This window comes from Leucobacter sp. GX0328, assembly GCF_053567315.1.
The window spans coordinates 339,552-358,180 of sequence record NZ_JBSGPC010000002.1 but is presented as its reverse complement, the minus strand read 5'-3'; the positions used below and the strand labels follow the sequence as shown (position 1 = coordinate 358,180).

Below are 18,629 nucleotides of genomic sequence, written 5' to 3'. Positions count from 1 at the left end.
GCGCGCCCGACGGCAGGGGCAGATGTCCCGGTTGTCGCGCGGCGGCCGACCGATGTCTTCCTCATGCTAGCTTCGACGGAGACGGAGACGACGGAGGGAGCCCGGATGCCGTTCGCCGACGAGATGCTCGGAGCGCAGCAGGCCGAGGCGCTCGTGTCGATCATGGGCGATGCGGCCGGTCGGCCGCTCGCGGCCACAGCCGAGACCGCGCGGGGCCTCGACGGCCTCTCCCTCAGCGGGAGGGCGCGGGCGCTCGCGGCGGGGCTGCTCGCCGATGTCGGCGGCGACCACGCGGTCATCGCCGCAGCGGTGCGGCGCGCGTTCGATCGGCCGGACTTCGACGGCTGGCTGCTGTGGCCGGTCGGGCTCGCCGTCGCGCTGCGCGGAGTCGATGAGGGATCGGCGGAGAGCTTCGACGGGGCGCTGGAGGTGCTGCGCGAGCTCACGCCCCGCATGACCTCGGAGTTCGCGATCCGCCCGCTGCTGCGGCACGACCTCGATCGCGGGCTCGAGCACCTGCTCTCGTGGACTGCCGATCAGGACTGGAACGTGCGCAGGCTCGCGTCCGAGGGCAGTCGGCCGCTGCTGCCGTGGGCCGAGCGGATCCCTCGCCTCGTCACCGACCCCTCGCCGACCCTGCCGATCCTCGACGCCCTCTTCGACGACCCCGAGGAGTCGGTGCGGCGCTCGGTCGCCAACCACCTCAACGACCACAGCCGCGCGCACTCGGCCTTCGCCGTCGCGGCGGCGCGCGGCTGGCTCGTCCGAGGCGGAAACGGCGCCGAACGCACGGCGCGGCATGCCATGCGCACCCTCGTGAAGCGCGGCGACTCCGGCGCGCTCGAGCTGCTCGGCTTCCCTCCGGCCGAGCTCTCGGTCGCCCCGCTGCGCGTCACCCCCGAGGCGGTCGCCCTCGGTGGGGCGGCCGCCTTCGCCGCCGCCGTCGAGAACCGGGGAGCGAGCGAGGCCAGGCTCGTGATCGACTACGTGCTCTTCTTCCCCGGCGCACGCGGCGACGAGCGCCGCAAGGTGTTCAAGCTCGCGCAGCGCACGCTCGCGCCGGGCGAACGCGCACTCGTGGAGGGCAGGCACGTCTTCCGCGAGATCTCGACCCGGAGGTACTACCCGGGCCGCCACGGCCTCGCGCTGCAGATCAACGGCGTGCTCCACGACCGAGCCGACTTCGCGTTCGGAGGGGAGGAGGCCGCGCCCCGTTCGGCGAGGGATCGGTCGCGGCCGCGCCGCGGGACCGACCCTTCGCATCGTTGAGGGATCCCTCACCGTCCCGCCTCGGCGAGCAGCGCTCCGACCAGGAACAGACTCCACCAGGCCGAGGCGAGGAGCGCGGGGGTGCCGAGCACGAGCGCGCTGATCGCGAGCGGCCGGGACCCCCGCCGCGCGAGCGTCAGGACCGCCAGCACGAGCGCGGCCGTCCCCGTCGCTACGGGCACGAACGGCACCCACCACCCGAGCGCCGTGAGCGATGCCAGCACGAGTGCGGCGACTGCGAGGCGTCGATCCCTCACCTGCGCGCCCATGCCGACCCCGCTCCGGTCAGCTGTAGTCGGCGACGAAGCTGCCGATCACGCGGTCGATGGCGTCCAGGTCCGACTCCCGCACGGCCTGCACCGCGACGAGCACGACGTATTCGCCGCTGTCGGCCACCGCTCCCACGACGAGGAACTTCGCCTTCTCGGGCCCGCAGTTCTCCCACAGCTCGTAGACGCCGGTGTGCAGGCCGTCGGCGTAGTCCTCGCTCGCCGCCGAGGTGCAGCCGTGGCCGGGCAGGTCGCCCGCCATGAGCTCCACGAAATCGCGCGCCGTCGCCTCGGAGACGTCCTGCTGCGACGCGAGCACGTTGACGCCCGGCACGGCCCAGCCGCTGCGGTAGGCCTGCAGGTCGGGGCTGGCGATGATCGACTGCACCTCGGTGCTCCCGTCGACGATCGCGGTGCCGTCGACCTGGGTCCACGATGCCGGCACCTCGACGCTCACCCGACCGCTGTCGTCAGTCACGGTCACGTACTCGCCGGTCGCCTGGTTCTCACCTCCGGCGTCGCCCAGCACGGAGACCGGCTCGAGCTTCTCGTCGCCGTTGAACTTGCCGCGGTAGAACACGCCCTCCGACGGCCGCAGCACGTCGACATCGATCGAGGAGTCCGTCCCGTGCGTGCGCAGCACGTCGCAGTACGCCGCCATGGTGCCGTCGGCGCCCACCGGCACGCCTTGCATGCGTGTGATGAGGTCTCCCGGCTTCAGCCCGGCCTTGTCCGCGATGCCGCCTGACTCGAGCGAGGACACCCAGATGCCCAGTCCCGCGCCTTCCTCGTCGACGAGACCCATGCCGTTCACGCCGAGGCTCAGCACGTCCTCGCCCGCGGCGAGGCGCTCCACCACGGCGGTCACCTCGTCGCGGTGGATGGCGAGGTTCTCGTCGGTGAGGTCGCTGCCCGCGTAGTTCACGCCGACGAGCTCGCCCTCCGGCGTCACGAGCGGACCGCCGGAGTTGCCGCCGCGGATCTTCGCGTCGTGCTCGATCACGCCGTCGACCGAGGCCCACGGGCTGTCGTACGAGGTCTGGGCGGTGGAGATGATGCCCTTCGTCATGGTGAAATCCGGATCGCCGTGCGGGTAGCCGGCCGCGTAGACCTCCTCCGCCGTCGAGATGTCGCCCTTCTTCCACTCGAAGTAGGGGTAGTCGCCCTCCTCGAGCTGGATCGCGGCGAGGTCGAGGCACTCCGACGACCCGAGCACCTTCGCGTTCATCGCCTTCGACCGGTCGGCGTCGCGCCACACCTTCAGCGTGCCCGCTCCGACCACGACGTGATTGTTGGTGAGGGCGAGCCCGTCGTGCGAGACGAGGAAGCCGGATCCGGCGCCCGCGGCCTCGTAGGCGCCCACCTCCGGGTGCACGAAGGTGCCCTGCGCCTCGATCTGCAGCGTCGCCGATTGCACCCCGTCGAAGTCGACTCCCCCGCCGCCGCTTTCGGCCCCGCCCTGGCCCGCGGCGCCTGGCAGCATGCCGCAACCGGTGAGCAGCGCGAGGGCGGCGGCCAGCACCGTCGTCACCGTCGTGGCCGTGCGCATGCCGCAGCGCGGGCGGCGCCTGCGGAGCGGGCGCCCGTGTTCGGGCGCGGACTCGGAATCCGGGTGTGCGGTCATGAGAGCTCCTCTGCGGCAGCGCGCCGACGGGAGTCGGCGGTCGGTCGTGCGACGGATCCGTCGCATCGCCACCGAGGTTAGGAGCGCGCCCGTCCCATGCGGAACGGGCCGAAGTCCTCGAAGGGGCCGGGCCACATCGCCCGGCCCGGCCATCGCTGCGAACGAACACTCCGGTACGAACGAACACCCCGGGGAGGGTCCCCGGCGTGTGCTCTCGCCCCGCCGTGTTCGCTCACGCTGTGCGGGAGCGTCAGGGTGCGCTCTGCTCCAGGCGCCCGGCGGCCGCTGCGATGTCGGCGTCGCTCGCGGTGAGCGCCAGGCGCACATGCTGCGGCGAGGCATCGCCGTAGAAATGACCGGGGCCCACCACGATGCCGATATTCGCGAACTCCGCTACGCTCTCCCACGCATCGACGCCGCGCGTCGCCCAGAGATAGAGGCCCGCTTCGCTGCCCTCGACGCGATAACCCGCGGCCTCGAGGGCCGGGAGCAGCACGTCGCGGCGGGCGCGGTAGCGGGCGCGCTGCTCGGCCACGTGCGCCTCGTCGCCGAGCGCGGCGATCATCGCGGCCTGAACGGGGGCGGGCTGCATGAGCCCGGCGTGCTTGCGCACCGTGAGCAGTGTGTCGATGAGCGAGGGATCGCCGCCCACGAAGGCCGCGCGATAGCCGGCGAGGTTCGACTGCTTGCTCAGCGAGTAGACGCTCAGTACCCCGGTGTGGTCGTCACCGACGACTCTCGGATCGAGGATCGACGGGATCGGCGCGGCGTCCCACGGCGCATCCCAGCCGAACTCGGCGTAGCACTCGTCGCCTGCGATGACGGCTCCGAGTTCGCGCGCGCGTTCGACCGCCGCGCGCAGCGCTCCGACGTCCATGACCCGCCCGTCGGGGTTCGACGGCGAGTTCACCCATACGAGGCGGGTGTGCTCGGGCCATTCGGTCGGGTCGTCGGCGGCGACGGCGTCGGCTCCGACGAGCGCGGCCCCCATCGCATAGCTCGGGTAGGCGATGCGCGGGAACACGACCGCCTCGCCGGCGCCGAGTCCGAGCAGCAGCGGCATGAGCGCGACGAGCTCTTTCGAGCCGATCGTCGGCAGCACGGCGTTCGCGTCGAGCGCCACCCCGCGCCGCCGCGCGAACCATCCGGCGATCGCCTCGCGCAACGCGGGCTCTCCCGAGGTCGCGGGGTACGCGTGCGCGTCGGTCGCTGCGGCGAGCGCGTCGCGCACCGCCTGCGGGCTCGGATCGATGGGCGAACCGATCGAGAGGTTCAGCGCCCCCTCGGGATGCTCTGCGGCGGTGGCCAGGTAGGGCGCCATCGCGTCCCACGGATACTCGGGCAGCGGTGCGCGCACGGGTCAGCCTGCCTGGGGCGGCAGGGCCGCGATGATCGGGTGGTCGAAGTCGTACACGCCGACCTTCGCCGCTCCGCCCGGCGAACCGATCTCGTCGAAGAACTCGACGTTCGCCTTGTAGTAGTCGGCCCATTCCTCGGGCAGGTCGTCCTCGTAGTAGATCGCCTCGACGGGGCAGACGGGCTCGCAGGCGCCGCAGTCGACGCACTCGTCCGGGTGGATGTAGAGCGAGCGCTCACCCTCGTAGATGCAGTCGACCGGGCATTCGTCGACGCATGCGCGATCCTTCACGTCCACGCACGGCAGTGCGATCACATAGGTCACGAGGCCAGCCTTTCACTCGGGGTGGTCCCAGTCTACTCGCGGCGCTCCGACCGCAGCGCGACGACACGGGCCGAACGATCCCTGTCGCGGCCCGTCGCCCGAACCGCCCGCTGCCCGCGGCGCGCACCGGCGCCCGCGCCCGCGCTCAGAACTCCTCGCGGGTCGGGATGACCGTCGTCACGAACGGCACCCCGGGCGCGATGATCGGGGCCGTGCCCGTCTCGCCCTCGCGAGGCAGGATGCCGGCGGAGAGTCCGTGGAACTGCCCGAGGTCGGGGCCCTGGTCGATGAGCGGCACCTCGAGCGGCTCCCCCGGCCGCAGCACGAAGCCGCTCCCCCGCACCTCGAGCGGAACGGGGGCGGCGCCGTCGACGATCTCGAAGCGGATGCGCTCGCGCTCGAGCCGCACCGCGAAGCGCGATCCGCGCCACGTGAGCGAGAAGTCCATGGCGCCCCAGTGGGCCGGCATGCGGGGGTCGAATCGCAGCGTGCGCCCGGCGTCGCGCATCCCGGCGAAGCCCTGCACGAGCATCATCCAGACGCCGCCGGCCGACGCGACGTGCACGCCGTCGGCCGAGTTCTGGTGCAGGTCGTCGAGATCGACGCGGAGGGCATGATCGAAGTAGCGGTAGGCGAGTTCGCGGTACCCGACCTCGGACGCGATGATCGACTGCACGACCGCCGACAGCGTCGAATCGCCGGTGGTGAGCGCGTCGTAGTACTCGAAGTCGCGCAGCTTCTGCTCGCGGGTGAACTCGTCGCTGGCGAGCAGCAGGGCGAGCACGACATCGGCCTGCTTGATCACCTGGAACCGGTAGATCACGAGCGGGTGGAAATGCAGCAGCAGCGGCTTCTGCTCGGGCGGCGTGGCCGCCAGGTCCCACACCTCGTGCTCGAGGAAGTGCTCGTCCTGCGGATGGATGCGCATGGTCTCCGAGTAGGGCACGTGCATGCCGTCGGCGATGCGCTCCCACTCGTCGACCTCGGCAGGGTCGAGGTCGAGCTGCTCGACGAGCCGTGCGGAGTAGTCGGGCGCTTCGGCGGCGATGCGGCGCACCACTTCGACGGCGAAGCGCAGGTTGAGGCGCGCCATGACGTTCGTGTAGAGGTTGTCGTTCACGACAGTGGTGTACTCGTCGGGGCCGGTCACGCCGTGGATGTGGAAGCGCCGCTCGCCGTTCGGCTCGTGCCGCCAGAACCCGAGGCTCGCCCAGAGCCGCGCGGTCTCGACAGGGATCGCGCTCGCCCCCGTCAGCATGAACTCCAGATCGCCCGTCGCCGCGACATAGCGGGCGAGGGCGTACGAGATGTCGGCGTTGATGTGGTACGCCGCCGTGCCCGCGGCGTAGTAGGCGCTCGCCTCCTCGCCGTTGATGGTGCGCCACGGGAAGAGCGCGCCGTCTTCGCTGAGCGTGCGGGCCCGCGCACGCGCCTGGTCGAGCATCGCCTCGCGCGAGCGCAGCGCATTGCGCGCCCACTGCGGCGAGGTGTACGACAGGAACGGCTGCACGTAGATCTCGGTGTCCCAGAAGTAGTGGCCGCTGTAGCCCGAGCCGGTCAGCCCCTTGGCGGAGATGCCGCGGCCGTCGGCGCGCGCCGACGCCTGGGCGAGCTGGAAGAGGTTCCACCGGATCGCCTGCTGCACGCCGGGGTCGGCGTCGACGCGGACATCGCTGCGCTCCCAGAAGTCGGCGAGGAACCGGCGCTGCTTCGCCCACCGCTCCTCCGCGGGCTCGGCGGCGGTCTTCTCGAGCGTGTGCACGCAGCGGTCGAGCATCTCGGGCAGGCCGGCCGTCGCCGAGGCGTGGTAGGCGAGCGTCTTCACGAGGCGCACGGTGCGTCCCCGGCGGGCGACGCCCTGGAAGGCGTGGCGCACGCGGTCGGGCGAGACCTCGACGCGGGCGCGCCAGGCTCCGGGCGACGATTCGTCGACGAGGGTGTCGGCCTCGGCGGTGTCGGCAACGCCGTCGAAGACGAGCGCGGCGCCGTCGACGCCCGGATCGAACTCGTGATCGACGCCGACGCCGAGCGCCATCTGCGAGTCGCGCACCCGGTAGCTGAGCACGCTGCGGCGCTCATCGTGCAGCACGGGTCCGAGATCGAGCACCCGGTCGCCGAGCTGCTCGCTCTTGCGCGGGTCGGCCATGCCGCCCTCGTCGCCCGGCGTCTCACTCGTCACCCGTTTGAGATCCTGACGATTGATGATGAGGCTGCTGACGGTGAGATCGGCGTCGTCGTCGAGCACCGTCACGCGCATCTCGAGGGTCGCCATGTGCCGGTCGGTGAACGAGACCATGCGCCGCGTCTCGACGCGCACGCGCTTGCCCGTCGGCGTGAGCCACACGAGCGTGCGCGTGAGGGTGCCGTCGCGCAGGTCGAGCGCGCGGTGCACGTCGATGATGTCGGAGGTCTCGAGGTTCAATCGCTCGTCGTCGACGTAGATGCGGATCGTCTTCGCGTCGGGGGCGTTGACGATCGTCTGCCCCTGCTCGGCGAAGCCGTACGCGTTCTCGGCGTGCTGAATGCGCCAGGTCTCGTGCAGCCCGTTGATGAAGGTGCCGTGGGCGCCGAGCGGCAGGCCCTCCTCATAGTTGCCGCGCAGGCCGAGATAGCCGTTGGCGAGCGCGAACAGCGTTTCATCCTGCCCCGCGAGCGCGGGGTCGACGCCGTGCACGACGAGCCGCCACGGGTCGGCCCCGAAGTCGCGCGAGAGCTCGCGCACGGGCGAGTCGAAGTGCTCGGGATTCATCGCACCAGCCTATCGAGATCGTCGACCACCGTCTCCGCACCGGCCGCCTGGAGCGCCGCACGCCCGGCGCCCCGGTCGACGCCGACCACGAGGCCGAAGCCGCCCACCCTGCCCGCCACGACGCCCGAGGCCGCGTCCTCGAACACAACGGCGCGCGTCGGGGCGGTGCCGAGCAGCTCGGCCGCCCGCTCGAAGGTGTCGGGGGCCGGTTTGCCCCGCAGCCCCTCCCGCGCGGCCACCACTCCGTCGACGACGGCGAGGAATCGGTCGCGCAGCCCGGACGCCCGCAGCACCGGCTCGGCATTGCGCGAGCTCGACACGACCGCGCACGCGGCCCCCGCCTCGCGCAGGGCGTCGAGCAGGCGCAGCGATCCGGGATACGGCTCGATGCCGTCGCGCTCGAGGACTTCGGTGAAGGTGCGGTTCTTGAGGTTGCCGATGCCGATCACCGAGTCGAGCCCCTCTTCGCCCGGGGCGCCCATCGGCAGGAGGATCCCCCGGGCCTCCAGCAGCGCGACGACGCCCTCGAACCTCGGGCGGCCGTCGAGCGCGAGGTAGTACTCCTCTTGCCGGTACGGCGGCAGACTTCGGCTGCGGAAGAACGCGTCGAACGTCTCCGCCCAGGCGCGCATGTGCAGATCGACCGTCGGGGTGATCACCCCGTCGAGGTCGAAGAGGAAGGCGTCGAAGCCCGCGAGTTCCGGTCCGAGTGCTGCAGTCACCGTTCCAGGCTAGCCTCGGCGCGGTGCGTTCAGAAGAGGCGAGCGGCGAGCGGTCCGATCGCGATCGCGATCCAGGCGCCGGCGAACAGGCACGGTGCGAATGGGATGCCGACCGGTTCGACCGGCGCGGGAGGCGCGTCCGATAGCGCGGATCCGGGTGCCACCGACGCACGCGTCGAGCGTCGTCGTCTCAGCGCGGCACCGCGCATCGCGCTCCAGATCGCGGCGCACAGGGCTGCGATGAGCACCGCCCCGAGCACCGCCCAGAGCCCGCCCATCAGACCGAGCGTCCCGCCGATGAGCGGCGCGATCTTCACGTCGCCGCCGCCGATGCCGCCGGGCGCGACTCGCCACAGCAGGGCGAAGAGGCCGAGGAGCAGCAGCGCTCCGAGCGCCAGCATGAGGAGCCCCTGCCAGGCGCGCAGCCCGCCCGAGCGCCCCGCTGCCAGAAGAGTCGGCAGCATCACGAGTTCCGCGGCCGCGAGCAGCCCGAGAGTGACGACGGTCGTGCCGAGCACGAGCCGGTTCGGCAGGCGCTGCGTCGCAAGGTCGACGACGCTCAGCCAGACCGTGCTCACGAGGAAGGCGACCACGCCCGCACCCCAGAGCACCGTCGAGACGGCGGCGCCCAGGGCCGGGTTCACGGCGTGACTTCCGTGCCGATCCCGTGTTCGGTGAAGATCTCGAGCAGCACCGAATGGGCCTCGCGCCCGTCGATGATCGCGGCCTTCGGCACCCCGCCCTGCACGGCGTCGAGGCAGGCGCGCATCTTCGGGATCATGCCCGATTCGAGCGCGGGCAGCATCGCTTCGAGCTCGTCGGCCGAGATCGACGACACGAGCGAGTCGGTGTCGGGCCAGTTCGCGTAGAGCCCGGCGACATCGGTCAGGATGACGAGCTTCTCGGCCCCGAGCGCCGTCGCGAGCGCCGACGCCGCCGCATCGGCGTTCACGTTGAGCGAGTCGCCGGGGCGGTCGATGTCGGGGGCGATCGATGACACGACAGGGATCAGCCCCGCCTCGAGCAGCGCGTGGACGGGCCCGGGCCGTACGTCGACCACGTCGCCGACGAGCCCGAGGTCTACGGTCTCGCCGTCGACCTCGAAGGGCGGGCGGCGGCGGCCCACGAAGAGGCCGGCGTCCTCGCCCGTCGTGCCGGCCGCGAGCGGACCGTGCGCGTTGATCTCGTCGATGAGTTCGGGGTTCACCTTGCCGGTGAGCACCATGCGCACGACCTCCATCGTCTCCGGAGTGGTGACGCGGTAGCCTCCTTTGAACTCGCTCTCGATGCCCAGGCGCTCGAGCATCCGGTTGATCTGCGGGCCGCCGCCGTGCACGACGACCGGCATGATGCCGGTGTGGCGCAGGTAGACGACGTCCTCCGCGAAAGCCCGCAGCAGCGCGTCGTCGACCATCGCGTTGCCGCCGAACTTGATCACCATGATCTTGCCGCGGAACTTCTTCAGCCACGGCAGCGACTCGATGAGCACGCCCGCCTTCGCGGCTGCCTGCTTCCGATCGAGTGCGGTGGTCGTACTGGTCATCTCGGCTCCTTGAACATGGGTGCAGCGCGGGCTTCGGTGCTGCGCGCCGGGCACGTCGCACCTCCGTGCGATCGACGGGCCCCGGCCGCGGCGCCGTCAGCTCGAATAGGCGCTGTTCTCGTGGACGTAGTCGTGGGTGAGGTCGTTGGTGCGAATGGTCGCGGCGTGCTCGCCCGCGAACAGGTCGATCTCGACATGCGTGCGGCGCGGCGCGAGGTCGCACTCGTCGACGGGGCGGTCGGGGGCGCCGGCATGGCACAGGCGCACGCCGTTGATGCTCACGTCGACGGCGTAGGGGTCGAAAGCCGCGCTCGTGGTGCCGATCGCGGCGAGCACGCGGCCCCAGTTCGGGTCGTTGCCGAAGATCGCGGCCTTGAAGAGGTTGTTGCGGGCGACCGAACGACCGACCTCCACTGCGTCGGCGGCGCTCGCGGCACCGCGCACTTCGATGTCGATATCGTGGCTCGCGCCCTCGGCGTCGCCCTGCAGCTGGCCGGCGAGGCTGTCGCACACCGCGACGAGCGCCTCGGCGAACTCGTCCTCGCCCGGAGCGATCCCCGATGCGCCGCTCGAGAGCAGCGTCACCTGGTCGTTCGTCGACATGCAGCCGTCGCTGTCGAGCCGGTCGAAGCTCACCGCGGTCGCGCGGCGCAGCGCGCGGTCCAGCACCGCTGCTTCGACGACGGCATCGGTCGTGATGACGACGAGCATGGTGGCGAGACCCGGGGCGAGCATGCCCGCGCCCTTCGCCATCGCGCCGATCGACCAGCCGTCGCCCGTGTGCACGGCGGTCTTCTCGACGGAGTCGGTGGTGAGGATCGCGGCGGGCGCGGTCGTGTCGTTGTCGGCCAGCGCCGCTGCGAGCGCGGGCACGTTGGTCACGATCTTGTCGCGGAAGGTCTGATCGCCGGTGCCGATGAGGCCGGTGGAGCAGACGAGGATGCGCGATGCGTCGGCTTCGTCGAGCGCTGCGGCGACGGCCTCGGCGGTCAACCGGGTGGTCTCGTAGCCAAAGTCGCCGGTGAAGCAGTTCGCCCCGCCCGAGTTCAGGATGACCGCGCGCGCCGCGCCGTTCTGCGCGACCTTCCGGCTCCAGATGATGGGGTTCGCCTGCGCGCGATTGCTCGTGAACACGACGGCGCTCGACGGGGCGGGGCCGTCGTTGACGACGAGGGCGAGGTCGGGTCTGCCGGTCGACTTCAGGCCGACTGCGAGGCCCGCGGAACGGAACCCCTTCGGTGCGGTGACGCTCATGCTTGCAGTTCCTCCGTCGTGGTCATGGTTCTGGGGGCAATCCTGCCGAGGGGCGAGAAACTCCGCTGATCGCGACGATTCAGCCCGGTTTCTCGCCCTTCGACGGTGCCCCTGGGGCATCGGCAGGGATCGGCGGCAGTCAGCCGGGTCGCGCGGCTCACGGCGCGACTCCGTCGACCGGCAGCCCCGCGGGTTCGGGGAGGCCGAGCGCGATGTTCGCCGATTGGATCGCGGCCCCGGCGGTGCCCTTCGCGAGGTTGTCGAGCGCCGCGACGACGACGACGCGGCCGGCCGCTTCGTCGACGGCGAGCCCGATGAGGCAGGTGTTCGCGCCGAGCGCATCGGCCGTGCGCGGGAACGACCCTTCGGGCAGCAGGTGCACGAACGGCTCGTCGGCGTAGGCGGTCTCCCAGGCGGCGCGCACCTCTGCCGCGGTCGTGCCGGGCGCGATGCGCGCCGTCGAGGTGGCGAGGATGCCGCGGCTCATCGGCACGAGCACCGGGGTGAAGCTGATGCTCGGTTCGTGCGCGGCGCCGGCGCCGCGCAGCGCCTGCTTGATCTCGGGGATGTGGCGGTGCGAACCGCCGACGGCGTAGGGGTTGGCGGTGCCCATGAGTTCGGCGCCGAGCAGGTGCGTCTTCGCGGCTTTGCCGGCGCCCGACGGGCCGACGGCGAGCACGGAGACGATATCGCCCGCTTCGATGACGCCCGCGGCGATGCCGGGGGCCAGCGACATCGAGACGGTCGAGGCGTTGCAGCCGGGAGCCGCGATGCGGGTCGCACCGACGAGGTGCTCGCGCTGCCGGCGGTGCACCACGGCGCCGTCTGGGGCGCGCTCGGCGACGATGAGCTCGGGCACGCCGTAGCTCCAGGACTCGTAGTAGTCGCCGCCGTAGAACTGCGCCCAGTCGTCGGCGCTCGTGAGGCGGTGGTCGGCGCCGCAGTCGACGACGAGCCGCACGTCGTTCAGCTGCGCGGTGAGTTCGCCCGAAGCCCCGTGGGGCAGCGCGAAGAAGACGATATCGTGGCCGTCGAGCACCGCGGGGTCGGTGGGCTGCAGCACGAGGTGGGCCAGTGATCGCAGATGCGGCTGAGACTCCGCGAGCGGGCGCCCGGCGGAGGAGTGCCCCGTGACCGTACGGATCTCGAATTCGGGGTGCTGCGCGAGCAGGCGCAGCAGCTCTCCCCCGGCGTATCCGCTCGCTCCAGCGACCGCAACCGAATAGCTCATCGACGCTCCTTCACTCACCCGGCTCCCGCGAGCCCGCACGCTCCCTATTCTGGCACTTCCCACGGCACCCGGTCGGCGGTCGGCCCAGCGGTGCGCTCAGCGGTGGGTGAAGTCGGCTGCGCGTTTCTCGGCGAAGGCCGCCATCCCCTCCTTCTGGTCGGCGGTCGCGAAGGCCGCCGCGAACGCCTGGCGTTCGAATCGCAGGCCTTCCGCGAGCGGCATCTCCTGCGCGGCCTGCAGCGCATCCTTCGCCGCGTACACGGCGACGAGCGACTTCGACGCGATCGCCTGTGCGGTCTTCGCCGCCTCCGCGAGCAGCTCGGCGGCCGGCACGACGCGCGAGACGAGCCCGCTGCGCTCCGCTTCCTCGGCCCCCATCTGGCGGCCGGTCAGCACCATCTCGGCGGCCTTGTACTTGCCGATGGCGCGCGGCAGACGCTGCGAGCCGCCGAACCCGGGCAGGATGCCGAGATTGATCTCGGGCTGGCCGAACTTGGCGGTGTCGGCGGCGATGATGATGTCGCACATCATGGCGAGCTCGCAGCCGCCGCCGAGCGCGTAGCCGGCGACCGCGGCGATGACGGGCGTGCGCATGCGCTCGAATCCGCCCCAGCTCGGGAACGGGCCGCCGAGCAGCATGTCGGAGTAGCCGGCGTCGGCCATCTCCTTAATGTCGGCTCCGGCGGCGAATGCCTTCTCTGACCCGGTGATGACGATGGCTCCGACTCCCGGGTCGGCGTCGAAGCCGAGCGCCGCATCGATGAGTTCGCGCACGAGCGTCGAGTTCAGCGCGTTCAGCGCCTCCGGCCGATTGAGGGTGATGGTCGCGACGCGGCCGGCGGTCTCGGTCGAAATGGCGGTGTACTCGGTCATGCGCGCTCCTCGTTCGGGTGATCGTGCCGATGGGCTGAGCCCCACGCTACCGTCTTCGCCGATGCGGTCGCGACTGCGTGACTATTCGCGCCCGATGAAACGGCGCACCGTGCCCCCGCCCGCCGGCGAGCGCAGCACCATCTCGGTGCGATCGGCGCGGAAGCGCTCTTCGCTGTACTCGTAGATCTCGCCGTTCGACATGCGGGCGGCGCGCGTCACTTCGAGGATCGGCGTGCCGGCGCTCACCTGGAGCGGAGCGAGGTGCTCGCGCGCCGCCGGTCGAGCGCTGATCGTCTCCACGGCCTCGCCGCGCACCAGGCCGTACTCGGTCTCGAGGAGCTCGACGAGCGACCCCTGGAGCGAACGGTTGAGCAGGTTCGGGAAGAGGTCTGCCCGCAGCCACGTCGTCTCGAGGCTCAGAGGCTGGTCTCCGACGAGCCTGATGCGGTCGACCTGCAGCAGCCAGATTCCCTCGCGCACCTCCATCAGCGCGGCGAGCCGCACATCGGCGATGATGGTCGCGGTTCCGAGCACGGTGACGCCGACCGCGAGGCCGTGCGGCTGCACGTACTCCGGGAGCGCGGTCGGCCCGCCGAGATCGCGCATGACCTTGCTGCGGGCGAGGAAGACTCCGCCGTTGCGTCCGTTCGTGCGCAGCACGCGCTCCTGGTTCTCGAGCTGCTCGAGCGCTTTCCTGACCACCCAGCGGCTGACGCCGTACCGTGCCGAGAGCTCCCGCTCGGCGCCGATCCGGTCGCCCGGGCCGAGTCCGTCGGCATTCGCCTGGTCCCAGATCGCCTCGGAGACCTCCACGGCCGTCATCGCTCGATCGAGTGGCACGGATAGCTGCTCCGAATTCACTGCCACTCTGCCATCCTCAACTCCCGGCCGCTGCGGCCGACCCCCTGTGCGACTGATTCTAGTCAGCCCGTGCCCCGATGCGCCCGGGCATCTTGCTCAGGGGCGCGCTGAAACGCCCGGCCGGATCGTTCCGGCCGGGCGTTTCGCCGCGGTGCGACGACCTGATCAGGCCTGCTCGGGTTCGCGGTTCGCGGCGTCGATCGCCGCGGCATCGGCGACGTAGCCGTCGATGTGGCGCTCGTCGACCCCGTTGTACGCCGACAGCGGGCGGATCAGCGCGTTCGAGGCGGCCTGCTCCATGATGTGCGCCGTCCAGCCGGTGATGCGCGACGCGATGAACAGCGGCGTGAACGTCAGCGTGTCGAAACCGATGAGGTTGTAGGCCGGGCCCGACGGGTAGTCGAGATTCGGGTAGATGCCCTTGCGCGAGACGAACTCGCTCTCGAGCTTCGTGTAGAGCTCGGCGACGTCCTGACGGCCGTAGTGCTCGATGAGCGTGTCGAGCGCGGCCTTCATCGTCGGCACGCGCGAATCGCCCTTCTTGTAGACGCGGTGGCCGAAGCCCATGATCTTGCGCTTCTCGGCGAGCGCCTGGTCGAGCCACGCCTCCACCCGGTCCGCCGAGCCGATCTCGCTCATGATGTGCAGCACGGCCTCGTTCGCGCCGCCGTGCAGCGGTCCCTTGAGCGCGCCGATCGCGCCGGTCACCGCCGAGTAGAGGTCGGACATCGTCGAGGTGATCACGCGAGCGGTGAACGTCGAAGCGTTGAACGAGTGCTCGGCGTAGAGGATCATCGAGCGGTTGAACGCGTCGACCACGACTTCTTCGGGCTCCTCGCCGAAGGTCATCCAGAGGAAGTTCGCGGAGTAGTCGAGGTCGTCGCGCGGCTCCACGATGTCGAGGGCGCGGCGGCGGCGCTGGCCGTACGCGACGATGCTCGGCAGCGCGGCGTAGAGCCGCACGCTGCGGGCCAGGTTCTCCTCCGGGCTGCCCGAGGCATCGAGCACCGATCCCGAGCCCGTGGCGTCGGAGGCGCCGATGACGCTGACCGCCGTGCGCACCTCGTCCATCGGATGGGCGTCGAGCGGCAGCAGATCGATCGCGGCCTTCACGTTGTCGGCGAGCACGCGGTGGCTGCGCTCCTCGCGGCGCAGCTCGGCGAGCTGCTCCGCGGTCGGCAGCTCGCCGTTCCACAGCAGGTAGGCCACCGCCTCGAACGGCTGCGTCGCGGCCAGCTCCTGCACCGGGTAGCCCCGGTACAGCAGGCTGTTCGATTCGGGGTTGACCTTCGAGATCGCGGTGTAGTCGACGACGACCCCCGCGAGGCCCTTCTTGATCTCGGTCTCAGTCATGTTCTGACTCCTTGTTTGGCGACTGGGAAATTCGGCGCGGACCGCTAGCGGTCCACGGAGAAGTTGAAGACGCTGGTGTCGAAGTGGTTGTAGTCCTGGTAGTCGATGAGGTCGTACAGGTCGGCGCGATGCTGCATCTCATCGAGCTTCGAGGTCAGGTGCCCCTCCTCGTTCAGGGTGTCGAGCGCGCGGCCCGTCGCCCCCATCGAGATGCGCAGCATCGAGACCGGCCAGATGACGATGTTCATGCCGACATCGGCGAGCTGCTGCGCCGAGAACAGTTCGCTCTTGCCGAACTCGGTGATGTTGGCGAGCAGCGGCACGTCGACGGCCTTCCGCATCGCCTCGAACTCCTCGAGCGAGCGCATCGCCTCGGGGAAGATCGCGTCGGCGCCGGCGTCGACCAGGGCTTTCGCCCGGTCGACCGCGGCGTCGAGCCCTTCGGCGGCGCGGATGTCGGTGCGCGCCATGATGAGGAAGTTCTCGTCGCGGCGGGCATCGACGGCGGCGCGAATGCGCTTGATCGCCGTGCTCTCGTCGACGGTCGCCTTGCCGTCGAGGTGGCCGCAGCGCTTCGGGTTGACCTGGTCTTCGATGTGGCAGCCGGCGATGCCGGCGTTCTCGAGGGTCTGAATGGTGCGCGCCACGTTCATCGGCTCGCCGAAACCGGTGTCGGCGTCGATGATTGCGGGGAGCTCGGTCATGCGGGCGATCTGCTCGCCGCGGGTCGCGATCTCGGTGAGCGTGGTCAGACCGATGTCGGGCAGGCCCAGGTCGGCGGCGAGCACGGCGCCCGAGATGTAGACGCCTTCGAAGCCCTTGCGTTCGATGAGCTTCGCCGAGAGCGGGTTGAAGGCCCCGGGGAAGCGCAGGAGTTCGCCGCTCGCGAGCCGCTCGCGGAACAGCCTGCGCTTCTCGGCCGGGTTCGTCTTGCTGTACAGCATGATCAGAACAGGCCCTTCGGTGCCGCCGCGAGGTCGAGCAGGCCCGGCTTCGCGATGATGTTGAGCTCGCGCACCTCGTCGGCCGTGAGCTCGGGCAGGCGCTGCACGAGCTCGAGGAAGCGCTCGATCTCGGCGGGCTCGAGCACGGGATCGGCGAGCAGACGGAACTTGGCGATGTACTGCTCGCGGGCGAAGGGGCGCGCGCCGAGCGGGTGCGCGTCTGCGACGGCGATCTCGTCGACGAGCCGGGTGCCGTCGGCGAGCTCGATCTCGACGCGGCCGCCGAACGACTTCTCGTCCGGGTCCTCCGAGTGGTAGCGGCGGGTCCACTCCGCGTCTTCTGCGGTCGTGATCTTGTGCCACAGCTCGACGGTGTCGGGGCGGGCGGCGCGCTCGGGTGCGTACGAGTCGACGTGGTGCCAGCCGCCGTCCTGCAGCGCGACGGCGAAGATGTACGGGATCGAATGGTCGAGCGTCTCGCGCGAGGCCTGCGGGTCGTACTTCTGCGGGTCGTTCGCGCCCGAGCCGATCACGTAGTGCGTGTGGTGGCTCGTATGCAGCACGATCGCCGTGATGTTCGCCGGGTCCGCGAGCTCGGGGCGCTCGCCGTGGAGCTTGCGCGCGAGATCGATCCAGGCCTGCGCCTGGTACTCGGCCGAGTGCTCCTTGGTGTAGCTGTCGAGAATGGCGCGCTTGGCCTCGCCGGGCGCGGGCAGCGGCACCTCGTACGATGCGTCGGGGCCGTCGAGCATCCAGGCGATGACGCCGTCTTCGCCCTCGTAGATCGGCGACGGCGAGGTCTGGCCGCGCATGGCGCGATCGACGGCCTCGACGGCCATCTTGCCCGCGAAGGCGGGGGCGTGCGCCTTCCAGGTCGAGATCTCGCCCTTGCGGCTCTGGCGGGTGGCGGTGGTGGTGTGGAGCCCCTGGGCGACGGCCTGGTAGATGGTTTCGGTGTCGAGACCGAGCAGGGTGCCGATGCCGGCGGCGGCCGACGGACCGATGTGGGCGACGTGGTCGATCTTGTGCTTGTGCAGGCAGATCGAGCGCACGAGGTCCATCTGGATCTCGTAGCCGGTCGCGATGCCGCGCACGAGCGCGCGGCCGTCGGCTCCGACGTGCTGGGCGACGGCGAGGATCGGCGGGATATTGTCGCCGGGGTGCGAGTACTCGGCCGCGAGGAAGGTGTCGTGGTAGTCGAGCTCGCGCACGGCGACGCCGTTCGCCCAGGCGGCCCATTCGGGGCTGCTCTGCTCAGCGGCGAGACCGAAGATCGACGACCCCTGGCCGCCGGTCGAGACGGGGTGCGAGAGCGCCTGCGCGCGCGCCGCGATGATCGGGCCGCGGTTCAGCGATGCCGCTGCGACCGAGGCGTTATCGATGATGCGGTTGATGATCATGTCGACGACGTCGGCCTCGACCTCTACCGCATCGGTCGCGACCTCGGCGATCTTCCAGGCGAGCTGGTCTTCGCGTGCCAGGTTCTCTTCGCTCTTGTAGACGCGAACGTGGTGGTTGACGGTCATTGCTGTCCTTCCTTCACTGAGGTGAGAATCGCGGTGAGCGCATGATGCAGGTGCAGATGCGTCGCATGTGCCGCGAGTTCGGTATCGCCGGCCGCGATGGCCTCGGCGATGAGTTCGTGCTCGGCGACCGAGGCGCGCAGACGTTCTGCGTTGTCCCGGGCCAGCCGTCGTGCCCTGACGAGGTGGGTGCGGATGGTGCGCAGCGCCTGCGTGAGGTACGGGTTGCCCACTGCCGCATCGACGGCGGCATCGAAGCGCGAGATGAGCGCGTAGTAGTCGTCGGCGGCGACCTCGCCCGCTTCGGGGTGGGCGGCGCGGAAAGCTGCGGCGAGTTCGAGGAAGACCGCGCGGTCGCCGCGCTTCGCTGCCAGGCGGGCGACGGCCTCCTCGAGCACGCGACGGGTCTCGAAGAGATCGCGGATGACGTCGGTGTCGAAGCCCGACACGACCGTGACGCGCGGCGACTGCTGCAGCACGAGTCCGTCGGCTTCGAGACGGCCGATCGCCTCGCGCATGGGAGTACGGCTCACGCCCAGGCGCTCGGCCTGCTCCGACTCGGCGATGACGGCCCCGGGCACCAGCGCGCCGCTCTGGATCTCCTCCAGCAGCGTGGCGTAGGCTCGATCGCTCGCTCGCATGGTGCACCTCCCTCGGACACCCTTAGCGTATACATAAAAGGGAGGCTTCTCAACACTTTTGGCGTGAATCAGGAAATTGCGTACACAAAAGC

General features: G+C 70.7%; 17 protein-coding genes. 1 reads left to right on the top strand and 16 read right to left on the bottom strand.

The annotated features are described in order from the left end of the window. Window positions 1–105 precede the first annotated feature (105 nt). Window positions 106–1,269, top strand: a complete 1,164-nt coding sequence (locus tag ACUYTF_RS09870; RefSeq protein ID WP_449279674.1) for a DNA alkylation repair protein — start codon at window positions 106–108, stop codon at window positions 1,267–1,269. A gap of 8 nt (window positions 1,270–1,277) precedes the next feature. Here the strand turns inward: ACUYTF_RS09870 and ACUYTF_RS09865 are convergent, their stop codons facing one another. The 16 genes from ACUYTF_RS09865 to ACUYTF_RS09790 form a co-directional block, all read right to left on the bottom strand. Continuing rightward, window positions 1,278–1,538 (bottom strand): hypothetical protein, encoded by a 261-nt coding sequence (locus tag ACUYTF_RS09865; protein ID WP_434142686.1) that lies wholly within the window; start codon window positions 1,536–1,538, stop codon window positions 1,278–1,280. A gap of 16 nt (window positions 1,539–1,554) precedes the next feature. Beyond that, on the bottom strand, window positions 1,555–3,162 hold the full coding sequence (locus ACUYTF_RS09860; protein WP_434142685.1) for a trypsin-like peptidase domain-containing protein: 1,608 nt from the start codon (window positions 3,160–3,162) through the stop codon (window positions 1,555–1,557). 250 nt (window positions 3,163–3,412) lie between these two features. After that, window positions 3,413–4,519: a succinyldiaminopimelate transaminase gene (dapC, locus tag ACUYTF_RS09855; RefSeq protein WP_449279673.1), complete on the bottom strand. Its 1,107-nt coding sequence runs from the start codon at window positions 4,517–4,519 to the stop codon at window positions 3,413–3,415. 3 nt (window positions 4,520–4,522) lie between these two features. Further along, complete coding sequence (gene fdxA / locus ACUYTF_RS09850; RefSeq protein ID WP_434142683.1) at window positions 4,523–4,843, bottom strand: ferredoxin; 321 nt, start codon at window positions 4,841–4,843, stop codon at window positions 4,523–4,525. Between the two features lie 145 nt (window positions 4,844–4,988). Next, on the bottom strand, window positions 4,989–7,592 hold the full coding sequence (locus tag ACUYTF_RS09845; protein ID WP_434142682.1) for a glycosyl hydrolase family 65 protein: 2,604 nt from the start codon (window positions 7,590–7,592) through the stop codon (window positions 4,989–4,991). Beyond that, the gene (locus tag ACUYTF_RS09840) at window positions 7,589–8,314 is read right to left on the bottom strand and encodes an HAD-IA family hydrolase (RefSeq protein ID WP_434142681.1); all 726 of its coding nucleotides are present in this window, start codon (window positions 8,312–8,314) and stop codon (window positions 7,589–7,591) included. The genes ACUYTF_RS09845 and ACUYTF_RS09840 overlap by 4 nt, the downstream gene beginning before the upstream one ends. Before the next feature lie 29 nt (window positions 8,315–8,343). Beyond that, entirely contained in the window at window positions 8,344–8,958 is a 615-nt protein-coding gene (locus tag ACUYTF_RS09835; protein WP_449279672.1) for a prepilin peptidase, read from the bottom strand. After that, window positions 8,955–9,857, bottom strand: a complete 903-nt coding sequence (gene argB / locus ACUYTF_RS09830; protein ID WP_434142679.1) for an acetylglutamate kinase — start codon at window positions 9,855–9,857, stop codon at window positions 8,955–8,957. The genes ACUYTF_RS09835 and argB overlap by 4 nt, the downstream gene beginning before the upstream one ends. A 96-nt stretch (window positions 9,858–9,953) precedes the next feature. After that, window positions 9,954–11,111 (bottom strand): bifunctional glutamate N-acetyltransferase/amino-acid acetyltransferase ArgJ, encoded by a 1,158-nt coding sequence (argJ, locus tag ACUYTF_RS09825; RefSeq protein ID WP_449279671.1) that lies wholly within the window; start codon window positions 11,109–11,111, stop codon window positions 9,954–9,956. 157 nt (window positions 11,112–11,268) lie between these two features. Continuing rightward, complete coding sequence (argC, locus tag ACUYTF_RS09820) at window positions 11,269–12,342, bottom strand: N-acetyl-gamma-glutamyl-phosphate reductase (RefSeq protein WP_449279670.1); 1,074 nt, start codon at window positions 12,340–12,342, stop codon at window positions 11,269–11,271. Window positions 12,343–12,438: 96 nt separating this feature from the next. Continuing rightward, on the bottom strand, window positions 12,439–13,215 hold the full coding sequence (locus ACUYTF_RS09815; protein WP_434142675.1) for an enoyl-CoA hydratase-related protein: 777 nt from the start codon (window positions 13,213–13,215) through the stop codon (window positions 12,439–12,441). A gap of 81 nt (window positions 13,216–13,296) precedes the next feature. Continuing rightward, window positions 13,297–14,055: a GntR family transcriptional regulator gene (locus ACUYTF_RS09810; protein WP_449279669.1), complete on the bottom strand. Its 759-nt coding sequence runs from the start codon at window positions 14,053–14,055 to the stop codon at window positions 13,297–13,299. Between the two features lie 186 nt (window positions 14,056–14,241). Beyond that, window positions 14,242–15,429, bottom strand: coding sequence for a bifunctional 2-methylcitrate synthase/citrate synthase (locus tag ACUYTF_RS09805; protein ID WP_449279668.1), 1,188 nt, complete (start codon window positions 15,427–15,429; stop codon window positions 14,242–14,244). A 44-nt stretch (window positions 15,430–15,473) separates the two neighbouring features. Then, the gene (gene prpB, locus ACUYTF_RS09800; RefSeq protein ID WP_434142672.1) at window positions 15,474–16,373 is read right to left on the bottom strand and encodes a methylisocitrate lyase; all 900 of its coding nucleotides are present in this window, start codon (window positions 16,371–16,373) and stop codon (window positions 15,474–15,476) included. Between the two features lie 2 nt (window positions 16,374–16,375). Beyond that, on the bottom strand, window positions 16,376–17,899 hold the full coding sequence (locus ACUYTF_RS09795; protein ID WP_434142671.1) for an MmgE/PrpD family protein: 1,524 nt from the start codon (window positions 17,897–17,899) through the stop codon (window positions 16,376–16,378). Next, on the bottom strand, window positions 17,896–18,537 hold the full coding sequence (locus ACUYTF_RS09790) for an FCD domain-containing protein (RefSeq protein ID WP_434142670.1): 642 nt from the start codon (window positions 18,535–18,537) through the stop codon (window positions 17,896–17,898). The genes ACUYTF_RS09795 and ACUYTF_RS09790 overlap by 4 nt, the downstream gene beginning before the upstream one ends. Between the last annotated feature and the right edge of the window lie 92 nt (window positions 18,538–18,629).